Consider the following 15,882-nt stretch of genomic DNA (forward strand, 5'->3'; position numbering starts at 1 on the left):
ACTGCCGATGATTGACCTGATAATCTTTTTGTCATTGCTCGCGTTGGGTTACGGCGCGGGTACCTGGGCGGAAAAAAGACACTATCGCTCTATTTTCCAGCGGGAAACGGCCACGATCAATCTGCCCGCCGTCACCTTGAGATCCGTCAATGTGCCCGAAGACAAAATCCGGTCGGCCCGCCTGGTTGTCGGCAGCGCCGTGATTTCGGTGGATTACTTCAAACGCATCCTGGCCAGCCTGCGGAACATCTTCGGCGGCAAGGTAAAATCATACGAAAGCCTGATCGATCGGGCGCGGCGGGAGGCCCTGCTGCGCATGAAAGAGATGGCCGGGGACGCCACGGTCATTGTCAATGTGCGCATCGAAACGTCAGCCGTGGGCAAGCAATCCAAACGCAAAAACATCGGCTGCCTGGAAGCCATGGCCTACGGGACGGCGCTGACCCTGGAGGAATAGGTGAAATTCACGGCCCGGCGGCCGCTGACCAATGTCAATGTCTCGCCCACCCACCCGCTGAAAGAATTTGCGGTGCTGGCCGGCGGCCTGCTGGCCATTGCGGTCGGTGTATACCTGGCCCTCGGCCTGGCGGTCGATTTGGTCGTGCCCCGCCTTTCCATGGACCTGGAACAAAAACTGGCCGGCGCCTTCGTCGGGCGCATCGCGGAAACGGACGAGGTCGCGGAGACCACCCGGTCCCTCCAGGCCCTGGTGGATCGGCTCCAGGAAGGCTGCGCCCCGCTGCCCTACACCATCAGGGTCCACGTCCAACAGGCCGATGCCGTCAACGCTGCGGCCCTGCCCGGCGGCCACATGGTGGTCTTTACCGGGCTGCTGGCGGAAATGACATCGGAAAACGAACTGGCCTTTGTCCTGGCCCACGAACTGGGGCATTTTGCCCACCGCGACCACCTTCGGGGCCTGGGGCGCGCACTGGTGTTGATGACGGCATCCACTGTGTTGCTGGGGGCGGACAACAGCGTCAACAGCATGATCGGGCAGGGAATGGTACTGACCGAATTGAGCTTTTCACGCAAACAGGAAACGCGGGCCGACGAATTCGCCCTGGACACCCTTTTCTGCCATTACGGCCACGTGGCGGACGCCACCTCCTTTTTCAGCAAAATCCCCGAGGACGGGGACCCGGGCCGCTTCGGCCACTATTTCGCCTCCCACCCGGAAAACCGACGCCGCATCGGCCACCTGCAGGATCTGGCGCGGGAACGGGGGTATCCCGCCGGCACGCCGCTGGCCCTGCCCGAAGCTCTCGTACCCGCGAAGTGAACCCGTCCCGAAACGTCTTTTCCGGATGATCGCTATTTTTTTTCCGGCGCCTGTATCAGGCTGCGGTAAAACAGGTCGTCTTCACATTGATTCAACCCATTTTCCACCCGGATCAGGCCTTTTTTGGCCAACCTGGCCAGCGAAATGTCGATGCTTGAAAAGTCGTCGCTGCCGGTCTGCATCTGGGTGCGGATATGGTGGGTTTTCCCATCCCGGATAAAGCCCTTCATGCGCTGGCTGTTGACAAAATATTCCAGGGCCAGAATGCGGCCCTTTCCGTCCGCCCGGGTCACCAGCCGCTGGGCGATGGAAAGCAGCAGGGATTCGGCCAGCGTCATGCGGATCAGATTCTGTTCAAAAGGTTCGAACATGTTGACGATGCGCTCGATGATGGAGGTAGAGTTGTCCGAATGGACGGTGGAGAGGACCAGGTGACCGGAATTGGCCGCCTGAAGGGCGATGCGGAAGGTCTCCTTGTCGCGCATCTCGCCCACCACGATAACGTCCGGGGTATGGCGCAGCACGTGGCGCATGCCCTGGGCGAACGAGCCCACATCCCGCCCCACTTCGCGCTGGCTGATATTGCTCTTTTTGTGTTTGTGCAGGTACTCGACCGGGTCTTCCATGGTGACGATATTACAGCCCCGGCGGGTGTTGATGATGTCCACCAGGGCGGACATGGTGGTGGTCTTTCCATGGCCCGCCGGGCTGGAAACCAGAATCAGCCCCTGGGGCCGCAGGGCAAAGTTGGTGATCCATTCCGGCAGGTTCAGTGCGGGCAGTTCGGGCACCGCGTCCATGAGGGGCCGCAGGGCGATGGCCACGGAATTGCGCTGGCGGTACAAAGCCACACGGAATCGTCCGATTCCCGGATAGGTCGCGGAAAAGTCGTAATCCGTCTTTTTGGAAAAGGCCTGCCACCCTTCATCGGACAGCATTTCCCGGGCGTATTTCAGGCAATCCTCCGGGGTCAGGGCGGGAATGGCCAATCGCTTGAGGGTGTTGGCTATCTTGATGGACGGTGGTGACCCGGCCGTGAAGACCATGTCGTTGGCACCGGTCTTTTTCAGGTAGCGAAGCAGCGGCAGCAGCCGGGGGGATTTTTCCCCGTTTTCCATTTCGACCAGTTCGGACAATACATCTCCGCGCAGGCCCATACCGGGATTGGCGGAAATGCTCCGGATGGCGCTTTCGATCATGAAGGCCGGCATCACGACCGGGCGGATCTTCTTTCCCAGGGAAAATTCGAGTTCGCTGGTGGTGGCGAAATCCTGTGGATTCACCATGGCCAGCACCAGGGTCTGATCTTCCATGGCGACCGGCAGCACCCGCATGGCCGTCATCTTTTCCACGGGTATCAGCTGGAGCACGTCATTGGTGATGTTCCGCTCGTAAAGGTTCACCCCCGGAACGCCGAACTTCCGGCTCAGCAACTCCAGCAGGTCGTCCAGGGCCACAAACCCCATTTCGATGAGAATCGACCCCAGCTGCCCCCCGGCCTGGGCCTGCCGCTTCAGCACCTGCTGAAGCTGGTCGGCACTGATAAGGCCATCATCCATCAGTTGTTCACCAATGCGGCGTTTTCTTCCCTCTTTGGAATCCCTGGGGAGGTGATGATCTGCCATGTTCAATGATCTCCTTTTCGCATGTTGACGGTTGCACACCCTAATAGAAAGGCCGCCGGGTGTTGTCAAATCAAAAAGTGCCGGCCTAGGGCAAGGATTTGGATTTGCCTTGTGGATGGCAATCAAAAATGATAACGGGGCCAGCCGGTTCTTCGACCGGTTTGCCGGCATCGCACCCCTTCACATACGGAGTAGACCCATGACGAGCATTTTATTGATGTATATCCTGGTCGGCGCCGTGGCCGGCATCCTGGCCGGCCTGCTGGGTATCGGCGGCGGGCTGGTCATCGTGCCCATGCTGGTGTTCTGCTTTGTGCGCCAGGGAATTCCCGACGCCATGACCATGCACCTGGCCCTGGGCACATCACTGGCCAGCATCATGTTTACCGCCGTGTCCAGCTTCCGGGCCCACCACCGGCTCGGCGCCGTGCATTGGAGCGTGGTACGCAAGATCGTCATCGGCATTTTCACCGGCACCTTTGTCGGCAGCTGCATTGCCGCGCAACTCTCCACCCATTTCCTCAAGGGATTTTTCGTCGTTTTTCTATATTACGTGGCCGTCCAGATGCTGTCCAACAAGAAGCCCAAACCCTCGCGTCAGATTCCCGGTCCCGGACCCATGTTCGGCGTCGGCAACATCATCGGCGTCGTCTCCAGCCTGGTGGGCATCGGCGGCGGGACCCTTTCCGTGCCGTTCATGATCTGGTGCAACATGTCCGTCCACCATGCCATCGGCACATCGGCAGCCATCGGCTTTCCCATCGCCATTGCCGGGACCATCGGCTATATTGTTAACGGGCTGCCAGTCCCGGATCTGCCGGAGTTTTCCCTGGGGTACGTTTATCTGCCCGCTCTTTTCGGCATCGTGGTGACCAGTGTCCTCACCGCGCCCCTGGGCGTCCGCCTGGCCCACAGCCTGCCCGTGGATCAACTCAAGCGCGTGTTTGCGGTGCTGCTGCTGGTGGTAGGCACCCGGATGCTGATCGGGATCCTGTGATCGTTTTGATCAAATGCGCGAGCCACCGGCGGAAACGTGGTTTATCTGCATGGATCAGCCCTCAAGTCCCGAAATTTTCTTGACAAAAAAACTGTTCCCGAATAGTTAGCTTATCTTGGTGTTTTAATTCCCTCCCGGCTATCGATCTGTGCATACAGATTATGAAATCTACATTATCGAAAGGAGAAAGAACACATGTCCAATCTTATTCCCCCGCATGGAGGCAAGGGCCTCACTGTCTGTCTGCTCGAAGGTGCTGAACTGGAAGCCGAAAAGAAAAAAGCCGAAGGTCTCAAAAAAGTGGAGATCTCCCCACGCGTCAAAGGCGACCTGATCATGATCGGCATCGGCGGCTTCAGCCCGCTGACCGGCTTCATGACCAAGGCCGACTGGAAAGGCGTCTGCGAAGACTTCCTGACCGCCGACGGCACCTTCTGGCCGGTACCGGTGTGCCTCGACGTAAGCCAGGAAGATGCGGCCGCCATCAATGACGGTGACGAAATTGCCCTCTACGATCCCAAAGGGGACGAGATCATGGCCACCATGAAGGTCACCGAAAAGTTCGAGCTGACCGAAGCCGACAAGACCTGGGAGTGCGAAAAGGTCTTCATGGGCGAAGGCACCCCCACCGCCGAAGAATTCTGGAAGATCGCCAAGGAAGATCACCCCGGCGTCCAGATGGTCATGGCCCAGAAACCGGTCAACCTGGCCGGCCCGGTCAAGGTGCTCAGCGAAGGCAACTATCCCACCAAGTATGCCGGCGTCTACCACCGCCCGTCCGAATCCCGCAAGCTGTTCGAAGAACGCGGCTGGAGCGAAGTGGCCGCCCTGCAGTTGCGAAACCCCATGCACCGCAGCCACGAATACCTGTGCAAGATCGCCGTGGAAGTGTGTGACGGCGTTTACATTCACTCCCTGGTCGGCAACCTGAAACCGGGCGACATTCCGGCGGAAGTCCGTGTCGAATGCATCGACGCCCTGGTGAAAAATTACTTCGTCGAAAAGAACGTCATCCAGGGCGGCTACCCGCTGGATATGCGCTACGCCGGTCCCCGCGAGGGCCTGCTGCACGCCGCCTTCCGCCAGAACTATGGCTGCTCCAAGATGATCATCGGCCGCGACCACGCCGGCGTGGGCGACTTCTACGGCATGTTCGAAGCCCAGACCATCTTCGACAAGATTCCGACCCCCGAGGGCGGAAAAGGACTGCTCTGCCAGCCGCTGAAGATCGACTGGACCTTCTACTGCTACAAGTGCGACGGCATGGCCTCCCTGAGAACCTGCCCCCACGCCAAAGAAGACCGCGTGCTGCTCTCCGGCACCATGCTGCGTAAGATGCTGTCCGAAGGCGGCGATCTGCCCGATCACTTCGGCCGCGACGAAGTTGTCGCCATCCTGCGCAAATACTATGAAGGCCTCACCGAAAAGGTGGAGATCAAGACCCACAAGGCAGCCACCGGTAACTAATCATCCGGTAACTGTTTGCAAAATCATAAACGGGACGCACCTCGGTGCGCCCCGTTTTTTATTGGGCAGGCGAATGCACGACGATTCGTGCAGGATACCGTTACCGCAACAACAAAAAAGCCCCGCCAGCTATCGAATGGCATGAAGGGGCTTTTTTGCTCGAAAATGGCAGGCGCGATTGGATTTGAACCACCACCCTTTATCAAAATTATTGGGCCGCCCCCAGTTCTTCTCGAACAACGCGGCGCAGGATTTCTTCAAGCGGTTGTTCCTTATGTTCCATGTGTTTTCTTGTGCCTTACTTGGCTGCTTTATCCTGTGGATGCAGCGTTTCCCATATTTTTAAAGCCAAATCATGTTTGGAAAAAGGTTTGTTTATAAAGTCAATTCCTTCATCTAACACACCATGGTGCGCAATCACATTGGCTGTATACCCGGACATGAAAAGACATTTAATGCCCGGGTGCAGGCGGCTTATCTTTTTGGCCAAATCCCTGCCGTTCATTTCAGGCATGACAACATCGGTTATCAGCAGATGAAGATCATCGGGGTCCAAGTTGCCTGCTATTTGAAGAGCTTCTCCAGGTGTGGATGCGGATAAAACGCTGTACCCCAGTCGCCCGAGCATGGTTGATGTCATATTCAGGATTGAGATCTCGTCTTCCACCACCAGAATTTTTTCATTGCCTTTTTTTATCTCAGGTTTAACCGCTATTAATTCTTCACAGGCAGCCTCATGCCGGGGAAAGTATACCTTGAATGTTGTTCCCTGACCGGGTTCGCTGTAGACGTTTATAAACCCCTTGTTCTGTTTGACAATGCCGTAAACGGTGGCAAGGCCCAGACCAGTCCCATGCCTTGTTCCCTTTGTCGTAAAAAAGGGTTCAAACACGTTTGCCAGGGTATCTTTATCCATGCCGGCACCGTCATCACTAAAGGCCATCATCACATAATCACCCGGTTTGAACCCCCTGTGTGCCAGACAATACTCCCTGTCAAAACTGACATTTTCAGTTTCAATGGTGACTTTGCCAACACTTTTAATGGCATCCCTGGAGTTGACACATAAATTGGCCAGCGCTTGATCGATCTGGGAGGGGTCGATGTTGATTTTCCATAGGTTGTCCGACGGCCGCCATACCAGGTGAATATCCTCCCCAATGAGCCGTTCAAGCATTTTGAGCATGCCGTCAATCGCTGTATTCAAATCCAGGACCTTTGGTGCGATCGTCTGCTTCCGGGCAAAAGCCAGCAACTGTCGTGTCAGATCTGCCGATCGTTCTGCGGCTTTATGAATTTCATGCAGGTTGTCAACGATCGGATTTGACGGGCTTAAATCCTCAAGAAGAATATCGGTGTTTCCCAGTATAACGCTCAGCATATTGTTGAAATCATGGGCGACGCCGCCGGCAAGCTTTCCAACGGCCTCAAGCCTCTGAGCCTGCTGCAGTTCTTTCTCGAGCCTGATTTTTTCTTCTTCGGCCTTCTTTCTCAAGGTGATATCCCGGCCCACTCCCAATACGCCGATGAGGGTTCCCTTGCCGTCGAACATCGGGCTTTTTATTGTCTCCAATAGTTCGGTATGGCCGTCATCCGCATAGGTGATTTTTTCTTCGTTCATGCTCGGCTCGCCTTGTTCCATGGCGAGTCGGTCCTTTTCCCTGAAAAAGTCGGCCAATGATTCATCCAGGAAGTCATAATCTGTTCTGCCGACGATCTGAGCTTCTTTGGCGCCAAAAAAATGTTCAAATTTCGTATTGCAGGACAGGTAAACCCCGTTTGGATCTTTCAGCCAGACAAGGTCAGGCAGAGAATTGACCAATGTGCGTAAATGGGTTTCGCTTTTCTGGAATGATTTTTCCGCCTGTTTTCTCTCAAGGACCTCTCCCTTCAACCGGGTGTAGGAGTCATTGAGATTGGTCCGCATCAGATTGATGGTTTTTGCCAGTTCATCCAGTTCATCTTCCCCCCATTGGATCTGGCCCCGTTTCATCGTAAAAGGGGTTTTCAACGTATCGACCCTTAGAGACCTGGCATAATTCACCAGTTCATAAAGATGACGGGCTACTAACAGGTAAAAAATGAAAAAGATAAAACATGAGACCAGTACTACGACAATACCCTGGGAAAGAAGTAATACAACTGCATTTCTGATCAGACGACTGTATACATTTTCCAGGGTGTAAACAATCCGAAGCGTTCCCAGAGAAATGGTTTTACCGTGGTAGGTATAGGGTAAGGGAAATTCTTCGGCAATGACATTCTTATCTTGAAAAATACCTGCTTCTGCAATGACCTTTTTATCATGCATCACCCCGACGTACTGCATATCGGGCAATTTCATCATTCCATCGATCTGTGTCTGCAAAAGTTCGTTGTCGGATATCCAAAGGCTTTTTTTTATGCCGCCAAGATAACTTTTTTCCACCTGCCGGATACTTTTCCTGATTAAATTAAACCCGCTTTTATAGCCGATATACAATTGCACGGCCGTGATAATAATGGTGAGCAGCGAGCTGAATATGAAAAGCCAGAATATGAATTTCTGGGCGATCCCCCATCGAAAAATTCTTTTCCTTTTTAAATGTCCTTCATGCATTATTGTATATCTCAGTTTTCAGGCCTGTCCGTATGATACTGATTGACGATATTCCGATAGGTTCCGTCCTGCTTAATTGATTGAAGTGTTTTTACGATCTTCGGGATTAACGCAGCGTGTTTTTTATTAACATACAAAAATAAATCGTTGGTCACAATGGGAGGTTCTATGGCCTTAATGCGGTTATACCCCAGTTTGTTCAGCACCTCTGTACCAGTACTCAAACCGAAGATACCGACATCTGCGCGATTTTTTTCAAGGAGGGTGAAAAGCAGGTATTCATTTTTTACCGCAGTTTTGGCGTTATGATCTTTTAGCTCACGTTCGCAATTTTTCCATCCATTCACATAAGCCACATGGTACTGAAAAAGGCTCTTCCAGTCGTTGATCTCGATTTTTTCATTTTTTGAAAATGCGACTACGCGGTTTACAGATAGCCGTTCGGGTACGATGACCAGGTTTGGAAATGCATAAGAAAGTGTGTCTGTGCGTAAAAAATTACCGTCTTCTATGCCACGGTCGGCATTTATTAAAGAGCGTTTTGAAGGCATTGGCGTAATGTTAAGTCTTATCCCGATTCGGTTGAAACATTCCGTCAGCACAGCATTCATTGCTTTTGCCCTGCCATGACGCTGATCGTCCCCAGTTGTAAATGTGAGTATGGTCTGGGCGGATGAACCGGAAGAGAAAAACAAAAATAGAAACAGAATCAATCCCAAGCAGATTTTTTTCATTGTTCCAGCTCATTCTCCCCGATTAAAGGGGAATTAAGTTTTTTGCGAAAGGACTGGCATATATCCTTTTTCAGGTTCTATGTTTTTATACACTATAATTTTCACCGTCTGCAATAATATCCATGACTGACCGATTCCCTCGTCTTGAATTCAAGTGCAAGCAAACCGTTAAGCGTGATCGTTTCCAGGTAACTTGTGCTGTTCATACGCTTCAATCTGCCATTCATCATCATATCTCATGGGATCGTAAATTTTGGGTATCGCACTTGAACGAGACGCCTATAACGGCACCAAGAAAGCGATGCGTCGTCATCCATTCCGAGACCGGAAATCCGGTCCATGGTGTTCCGGTGCATCGCCGATGTCACATGTTGGCAGTGCTTTCGCAATGCCTCTGGACCGCTCACACCTCATTCAACGGCAAGATAACCGAATCCAGCCTATATTGCTTGGGAACATGGGCAGGCCGCCGAAGGACCCGTTGGGCAAAATCGTTGGCTTTTCTGGCCGGCATCGACCTGTGGATGGGACATCCACGATCCTCCAATAAAAAAATACCGCCATGCAGAAAGCAGCGATGGCGGTATAAAATGCGATTTGAAGGAAATATCCTGAATGGCCTGGCAGGCCGCCTGGAATCGTCGGGCATCGGTTCGGGGCAGGGAGGCCCGTGTATTCTGCTATTTCACGTTTGCGGTCCGGGATATCGCGATCTGGCTCCATATGCACCTCCGGAAGCGGACAGGATTCATCGACCCGTTTCAGATCGTTTTCGACGTCTCTCCGATCTGTTTTCTCACCCGTATAATCAGGACTGCCGTTAGATGGATGGGTTAATTCTCAAATGTCCAAGAGGGAACGTAACAAAGCCTGAATGAATTAGCAAATGAACAAAACTAAAAAGCCTGGCCATACATCCGTGTGTATGGCCAGGCTTTTTCATTTAAAAATGGTAGGCGCGATTGGATTTGAACCAACGACCTCTTCCGTGTCAGGGAAGCGCTCTCCCCCTGAGCTACGCGCCTACATGAAGTGATGCAGATACCACTTGCGTCTGCCGCTGTCAAGAAAAATGAGGTGCCGGCAGGATCCTCTTTTCCGCCTCCCGGAGAGACGATTCATGCCGGTGCGGAGGCGCTGGCCCCGATATCGAATTCAGAGCAGCGGCCATGAACCCTCCTCCGGCAACCCATTTCAGGGTTACTGGTGGACCAGACGAATTCGAATGGCCTCTGGGGTCACCTCGAAGATGTCGATGCCGAAGCCGCTGAAGGTCTTCAACAGCAGCGCGTCGGCCAGGGACCGGGTACTGCCCTGGTAATTAACGGCCATGGCGGCCCGGTCTGCAGACATTTCTTTCATTTTCAATTCCTTGACGCCGGACAGCGAAGAGATGGCCGTCCGCAGGCGGACGAAGCTGGCAATGTGGCCGCCGGTGCCCTCCACCGCCACCTCGATGACGGCGCTGCGATCCTGATCCTGCTGCCAGGCAGCCATCACCTGCCGGGCCAGCGCATCACCGGCCAGGGAACCGCCACCGGCCAGGGCATCGCGCCCTCCCGTGACCGCATCTTGGCCGGAAACCACGTCTTTCTGACGCGCACGGCCGATGGACTGCCCGGTCTTGACATTGAAGGCCCGTGCCTCGACAATCGCTTCGAAGGCGGCGATGGCCCCCCCCATGGTATTGGTTGCGGCCGAGGCGGCGCCGGAAGCGACAATCAGCACATCCGCGCCCAGGCGCCCGGCCAAATTGACCAGGTCCGTCTCCGGCGCATCGCGTGGAAGACCCAGCGGGGCACTTAGATTTGGCGGGTCGAGGATATCGAATCCGGCGGATTGGAACGCTGCGGCCATTGCCCCTTCACAGATGGTGCGGCCCGCAAGAAGCCGGTCCCCCCACCAATAGGTAAACGCGGCATCCAGCACATTTTTTTCGGCCACCATGAAAAGGATCCGCGGGGTCACGGCGCCGGCCAGGGCCAGCCCCAGGCGTGACAAATCACGGCTGATCCGGTCCGCAGCAACCTCCACACGTACCAGCGTTCGAACGGTCGATCCTGCCACGGACTCGGTGAGGACTCGATAATTTTCTACGTAATTGTCCCGCTCGGCCAGGATGCTGTCGTTGATCAGCTGGAACCGCCGGACCACCGTCTCGTCGGTGAGCATCTCCATCACCACCTGGCCCACCGCGGCGGCCAGGGCATCGTTGACGGCGTTCTGCCTGCCGCTGGCCAGATTCTTATCATGGATAACGGCGGATCCCAGCACGTTCATCTGCTTCACCACCCGATTGTCCTGTCCGTAACTGCTCGTGGCGACAAGCGCCAGCAGGAGAAACAGGCAGATCCGTTTCATCCAGGTTTTTATTGTCAGACCATCGGACATGGTTTCCTCCCACCCGGACCACTCGGTTGCCGGGGCAACACCGCCGGGTCCATCCGGGCGGCATTGGTAGCTAAATCTTGGTTATTCGATATCAAGCGTTCCGGACCAATGCATAGTCGGCGATGTCCGTCAGAATTTCCCGCACCGGGCCATGGTCAAAAGCGTCAAGCGCTGCCGTCGCCGTTTGGATGTGCTCCGCGGCCAGCGACCGGGTATAGGCAATACCGCCATAGCGGTGCAACATGTCGACGAACTCGGCAAACTCGGCAGGGGTGAAATCAGGGTTTTTAAGAATGGAAACCATGTGTTCCCGTTGCCCGTCCGGCGCATGGGAAAAAGCATGAATCAGCGGCAGGGTCATCTTTCCCTCCCTCAGGTCGGCACCGGCACGCTTGCCCAGGGAACGGGAATCCTGGGTATAGTCCAGCAGGTCATCGGCCATCTGAAATGCCAGCCCCAGGTGGTATCCGAAATCGGTCAGCGCCTGCACGATATCGGTTCCGGCACCGGCCACCAGGGCGCCGGTGCGGCAGGCCCCCTGGAACAGAACCGCCGTCTTGCAGCGAATCACCTCGACGTACGCGTCCTCGGAAAGGGTGACATCTCCCTTTCTTTCCAGCTGGCGGATTTCGCCCTGGGACATGTTTTCAGTGATTCGGGCGATGGTCCGGATCACCTCGTTCAAACCGGTATCCGCGGCAATGGACAACCCCCGGGCCAGGAGGAAATCACCGGTCAGCACCGCCGTGGGGTTGTCCCACTTCTGGTGGGCCACCTGCCGCCCCCGCCGCAAGTCGGCACCGTCCACCAGGTCGTCGTGCAGCAGGGTGGCGGCGTGCAGATATTCAAAAATGGTCGAAAAACGGACGACCTGATCGCCGGAAAAGCCGCAAAGCCGGGCGCAAAGAACCATCAAGAGGGGTCGCAACCGCTTTCCCCCGGCAAAAAGAATATGCCCGGCCACATCGGACACCAGATCGAAATGGGGCTTCAGGTTGTCGGCCAGCGCCTTCTCGATGGCATCGACATCGTCGGCCACGGCAGCGATTATTTTCTGTTTCAGATCGGTCATGGCACCTTCCCGATGAGGTCGTATTCCAGGGTGTCCGTTATTTTGACCGTTGCCATTTCGCCTATCGCTATCTGAGGGCCGCCCTCCTGCGTTCGAATATAGGTGAGGCCATCCACTTCGGGTGCCTGCACGATGGACCGGCCCTCATAAAGGTAGGGTTCGGAGGATGCCTCGACCAGCACCGGCATGGTCGTTCCAATCATGGATGCCAGGTTGTCGGCCGATATCTCCATCTGTCGGGCCATGAGGGCATCATGCCTGGACCGGGCCACCGCTTCGGGCACATGTCCGGGCAGCCGGTGGGAGGGCAGGTCCTCGGCGTCGGAATAGGTAAACACCCCCAGGTGGTCGAAGCGAACCCGCTCCACAAAATCCATCAGTTCCTGAAAATCGGCATCGGTTTCTCCGGGAAAGCCGACGATCAGGGTGGTTCGGATGGCCGCCCCGGGAACCGTGGACCGAATCCGAGCAAACAGATCCAGCAGCCGCCGGCGATCGTAGTTCCGTCCCATTCGCTTCAGGACACCGGCCGCGGCATGCTGGACGGGCAGATCAAAATAGGGACACAGGTTGCGGTGGGCGGCAACGGTCTTGAGGACATCGTCGGAGATGCTCTCCGGGTGACCGTATAAAAAGCGAATCCAGACGTTCGGGTCCATCCCGGCCAGCCGCGCCAGCAGGATATCAAATCGCACCGGTTCGTCCAGATCCTGGCCGTAGCAGGTGGTATCCTGGGCCACAAGATTCAGCTCTTTGACCCCCGCGGCAATCAGCTGGCGGGCTTCGCCCAGGATCCCATCGATCGGTCGGCTCTTCTGGCGGCCCCTCAACCGGGGAATGATACAATAGGTACAGTGCCGGCTGCATCCTTCGGCAATTTTCAGGTAGGCCGTATGGGACAGCACCCGTTCCCGGGCCGCGGTCCGGCCGATGGGAATCAGATCCGGATCGGGCAGCAGGCAGGCCCCGCCGGCCAGTTCGCCGGTCACGGCATCGACAATGCGGGTAAAGGCCCCGGTACCGATGAACTGGTCCACCTCGGGCAGGGAATCGGCAATGGCATCGCGAAACCGTTCCGGCAGGCAACCGGCCACGACCAGCCGCTGGCAGCGTCCCTCTTTTTTGAATCGGGCCAATTCGAGAATGGTGTCAATGGACTCGTTGATGGCCGATTCCACGAAGCTGCAGGTATTGACGAGGATGACGGACGCGTCAGCCGGATCCGGGGTCAGCGACCAGCCGGCCTGACAAAGCTGCCCGGCCATGTTTTCACTGTCCACCTGATTGCGGGCACAGCCCAGACTTTCAATGTATAATCGCATGGGGTTCAGCAAGGTCTCCGAATCCCGATCGGGGGTCAGGAACGGTCATGGTTCTATATCCATAGAAGTATGACGGTACCGGGTTCATCTACCAGCAACCATATGAAAAGTCAAAAGGCCGCCCGACTTTTCGGGCAGCCCTTTTCAATGGTCGGCACCTGAAAATGATAACGGTCTTCATCCAGATGCCTGATCAGGAACGAGGACGCGTCTTAACCTGAGATCGATAACATACCGCATTCATGGGGCCGCTGGCGTTCAGATTCATCGAAGAATGCACCTGAGGCCGCCGGTGAAGGCCCTTCAGCCTTTCAACTTTTCGATTTCAGCGGTGATGGCCGGGACCACATCGAAAAGATCGCCGACGATGCCAAAGTCGCATTTGGAAAAGATGGGGGCTTCGGCATCCTTGTTGATCGCCACCACCACGCGGGATGAGGCCATGCCGGCCAGATGCTGAATGGCCCCGGAAACACCGCAGGCGATATACAGGTTGGGGGCCACTACCTTGCCGGTCTGTCCCACCTGGTCGGAGACCGGCCGCCATCCCTCGTCAACAGCGCTGCGCGAAGCACCGACGGCGCCGTCCAGAGCGCTGGCCAGCGCTTCGACCACGGCAAAATCATCTCCGCCCATGCCCCGGCCGCCGGTGACGACCACATCGGCCTCGGTCAGTTCGATCTTGCCGGTTTCCAGATGTTTTTCAACCAGGTTCAACGCCGTGCCGGTCAGATCGACGGCCACGGTTTCCACCTCTCCGGCGGACTGGTCAGCGACCGCTTCCACGGCCCGGGGACGCAAGGCGACGATGGCCGGGCTTCCGGTCAGGCCCACGTCGGCCAGGGCCTTTCCCCCGTATACGGGCCTTGTGGCCACAATCTGGTCGCCATCAACGCGAACGTCCACGCAATCCATGGCCAGGGGCGCATTCAGGCGCGCCGAAAGCCGCGCGGCGATGTCCCTGCCCAGGGAGGTGGCGCCGATCAGTACCAGGGCCGGGTCGCATGCCGCCACCAATTGGGCGGCGGCTTCGGTGCAGGCATCAGAAAGGCCGTCTTTCAGGCCTTCTTCGTTGGCGACCAGTATCCGCTGGGCGCCATATTCGGATGCCTGTCCGGCCATGGCCTCCACATCGGCACCCATGACCGCAGCGGACAGCGATCCGCCGAGGCTGTCGGCAATCTTTTTGCCGGCGGAAAGGACTTCAAATGAAATATGCTTAAAACTACCGTCGACCTGTTCGGTGATGGCCAGTATTCCCTGTGGCATAATTTTTCTCCCTGTACGGTAACGCCCGACAAGGCATCTGCATCGGGCGGTGTCTTGAATTTACTTGGGCAGCCGCAGCCGTCCCGATCAAATCACCTTGACCTCTTCACGCAGGGCCTTGACCAGGGCTGCCGCCTTGTCGGTGGCACTGTCCCCATCGATGATCCGCCCCCCCTTTCGCTGGGGCGGCAGCCGCATGGCGAGGGTTTTCACCATGGGGTCGCCCGGATCGGTTCCGGTTTCCGACAAGGTGCGGGTATCAATGGGTTTTTTCTTGGCTTTCATGATTCCCGGCAGGCTGGCGTAGCGCGGCTCGTTGAGCCCTCGCTGGGTGGTGATCAATGCCGGCAAAGCGGTTTCCAGCACCAGGGTGCCGCCATCGATGGTCCGGGTGCAGCAGATCTTGCCATCGGCAATTTCCTGACGGATCACCATGGAGATATGGGGCATCCCCATGAATTCGGCAACGGCCGGTCCCACCTGAAAGTTGTCGTCATCCACGGCCCGGTGACCGGCGACAATCAGTTCGAAAGCGCCCTTGCGGAGCTCTCCGGCCAATACTTTGGCCGTGGCCAGACCGTCCAGGGATTTGCCTTCCGGATCGATGCGGACAGCGGTGTCCGCACCCATGGCCAGGGCCGTGCGAAGGGCCTCCACGGCCTTTTCCGGTCCCAACGAAAAAACGGTGACCGACCCGCCGACCGCATCGCGGATCTGAAGGGCCTCTTCAACGGCCATCTCGTCATAGGGGTTCATGACCCAGTTGATACCATCGGTCTTGATGGTGGCGCCATCATCGGCGATCTCAATCAGCGACTCGGTGGCCGGAACCTGTTTGAGCAGAACAGCGATTTCCACGATTCACCTTCCTTTGAGTGACCGGGCCAGGGCGGGTAGAGACGAAAAGCCCTGGCAGCCGGGTCTGAAAAGTTTGGGAACAAATACTTAACCCATCAATATTATGAGCATTGCTTTCGTATTGGGGCTAATTATATGACACCGGCCCCACTTGTCAACCGCCATTCCATCCGGGTTTGCGGCCCCCAAAAGGCCCATGGCGGCCGGCCCTGTTTCCGGAAATGATTTTAACGGCGGACAATGCTGGCCGGCGTGGCGGGCCCCGC

The 15,882-nt window shown here is 56.3% G+C and carries 12 protein-coding genes and 1 tRNA gene; 4 read left to right on the forward strand and 9 right to left on the reverse strand.

Annotated features, from left to right (window positions below; genetic code table 11):
* Positions 1-7 precede the first annotated feature (7 nt).
* Both DSCA_RS17060 and DSCA_RS17065 read left to right on the forward strand, forming a co-directional pair.
* Positions 8-457 carry a YbjQ family protein gene (locus DSCA_RS17060; RefSeq protein ID WP_155317570.1) on the forward strand — a complete coding sequence of 150 codons (450 nt, stop codon included), beginning with the start codon at positions 8-10 and terminating at the stop codon, positions 455-457.
* Positions 458-1,282 (forward strand): M48 family metallopeptidase, encoded by an 825-nt coding sequence (locus tag DSCA_RS17065; RefSeq protein WP_155317571.1) that lies wholly within the window; start codon positions 458-460, stop codon positions 1,280-1,282.
* 32 nt (positions 1,283-1,314) lie between these two features.
* Here the strand turns inward: DSCA_RS17065 and DSCA_RS17070 are convergent, their stop codons facing one another.
* Entirely contained in the window at positions 1,315-2,907 is a 1,593-nt protein-coding gene (locus DSCA_RS17070) for a PilT/PilU family type 4a pilus ATPase (RefSeq protein ID WP_167527828.1), read from the reverse strand.
* A gap of 199 nt (positions 2,908-3,106) precedes the next feature.
* On the opposite strand from DSCA_RS17070, the gene DSCA_RS17075 reads away from it, so the two are divergent.
* A complete protein-coding gene (locus DSCA_RS17075) occupies positions 3,107-3,904 on the forward strand; it encodes a sulfite exporter TauE/SafE family protein (RefSeq protein ID WP_155317573.1) in 798 nt (265 codons plus the stop codon).
* Between the two features lie 195 nt (positions 3,905-4,099).
* Positions 4,100-5,371 (forward strand): sulfate adenylyltransferase, encoded by a 1,272-nt coding sequence (gene sat / locus DSCA_RS17080; protein WP_155317574.1) that lies wholly within the window; start codon positions 4,100-4,102, stop codon positions 5,369-5,371.
* Positions 5,372-5,669: 298 nt separating this feature from the next.
* Here the strand turns inward: sat and DSCA_RS17085 are convergent, their stop codons facing one another.
* The 8 genes from DSCA_RS17085 to DSCA_RS17120 all read right to left on the reverse strand — a co-directional run bounded on the left by DSCA_RS17085 (position 5,670) and on the right by DSCA_RS17120 (position 15,616).
* The gene (locus DSCA_RS17085) at positions 5,670-7,970 is read right to left on the reverse strand and encodes a PAS domain S-box protein (protein WP_155317575.1); all 2,301 of its coding nucleotides are present in this window, start codon (positions 7,968-7,970) and stop codon (positions 5,670-5,672) included.
* 11 nt (positions 7,971-7,981) lie between these two features.
* A complete protein-coding gene (locus tag DSCA_RS17090) occupies positions 7,982-8,704 on the reverse strand; it encodes a substrate-binding periplasmic protein (RefSeq protein ID WP_155317576.1) in 723 nt (240 codons plus the stop codon).
* Positions 8,705-9,654: 950 nt separating this feature from the next.
* Positions 9,655-9,729, reverse strand: a tRNA-Val gene (locus DSCA_RS17095).
* 175 nt (positions 9,730-9,904) lie between these two features.
* Positions 9,905-11,095, reverse strand: coding sequence for a hypothetical protein (locus DSCA_RS17100; protein ID WP_155317577.1), 1,191 nt, complete (start codon positions 11,093-11,095; stop codon positions 9,905-9,907).
* A gap of 91 nt (positions 11,096-11,186) precedes the next feature.
* Positions 11,187-12,167 (reverse strand): polyprenyl synthetase family protein, encoded by a 981-nt coding sequence (locus DSCA_RS17105; RefSeq protein WP_155317578.1) that lies wholly within the window; start codon positions 12,165-12,167, stop codon positions 11,187-11,189.
* Complete coding sequence (gene rimO / locus DSCA_RS17110; RefSeq protein ID WP_155317579.1) at positions 12,164-13,489, reverse strand: 30S ribosomal protein S12 methylthiotransferase RimO; 1,326 nt, start codon at positions 13,487-13,489, stop codon at positions 12,164-12,166. Before rimO ends, DSCA_RS17105 begins: the two co-directional genes overlap by 4 nt.
* A 303-nt stretch (positions 13,490-13,792) precedes the next feature.
* Complete coding sequence (locus DSCA_RS17115; protein WP_155317580.1) at positions 13,793-14,758, reverse strand: electron transfer flavoprotein subunit alpha/FixB family protein; 966 nt, start codon at positions 14,756-14,758, stop codon at positions 13,793-13,795.
* A gap of 87 nt (positions 14,759-14,845) precedes the next feature.
* Positions 14,846-15,616 carry an electron transfer flavoprotein subunit beta/FixA family protein gene (locus tag DSCA_RS17120; protein ID WP_155317581.1) on the reverse strand — a complete coding sequence of 257 codons (771 nt, stop codon included), beginning with the start codon at positions 15,614-15,616 and terminating at the stop codon, positions 14,846-14,848.
* Between the last annotated feature and the right edge of the window lie 266 nt (positions 15,617-15,882).

The sequence above is a fragment of the Desulfosarcina alkanivorans genome (assembly GCF_009688945.1).
Lineage (GTDB): Bacteria > Desulfobacterota > Desulfobacteria > Desulfobacterales > Desulfosarcinaceae > Desulfosarcina > Desulfosarcina alkanivorans.

Bases quoted from the DNA above. Each gene is read 5' to 3' on its own strand.
- rimO (WP_155317579.1), bottom strand. From the start codon at position 13,489: ATGCGATTATACATTGAAAGTCTGGGCTGTGCCCGCAATCAGGTGGAC.
- DSCA_RS17085 (WP_155317575.1), bottom strand. From the start codon at position 7,970: ATGCATGAAGGACATTTAAAAAGGAAAAGAATTTTTCGATGGGGGATC.
- DSCA_RS17100 (WP_155317577.1), bottom strand. From the start codon at position 11,095: ATGTCCGATGGTCTGACAATAAAAACCTGGATGAAACGGATCTGCCTG.
- DSCA_RS17070 (WP_167527828.1), bottom strand. From the start codon at position 2,907: ATGGCAGATCATCACCTCCCCAGGGATTCCAAAGAGGGAAGAAAACGC.
- DSCA_RS17075 (WP_155317573.1), top strand. From the start codon at position 3,107: ATGACGAGCATTTTATTGATGTATATCCTGGTCGGCGCCGTGGCCGGC.
- DSCA_RS17115 (WP_155317580.1), bottom strand. From the start codon at position 14,758: ATGCCACAGGGAATACTGGCCATCACCGAACAGGTCGACGGTAGTTTT.
- sat (WP_155317574.1), top strand. From the start codon at position 4,100: ATGTCCAATCTTATTCCCCCGCATGGAGGCAAGGGCCTCACTGTCTGT.
- DSCA_RS17060 (WP_155317570.1), top strand. From the start codon at position 8: ATGATTGACCTGATAATCTTTTTGTCATTGCTCGCGTTGGGTTACGGC.
- DSCA_RS17090 (WP_155317576.1), bottom strand. From the start codon at position 8,704: ATGAAAAAAATCTGCTTGGGATTGATTCTGTTTCTATTTTTGTTTTTC.
- DSCA_RS17105 (WP_155317578.1), bottom strand. From the start codon at position 12,167: ATGACCGATCTGAAACAGAAAATAATCGCTGCCGTGGCCGACGATGTC.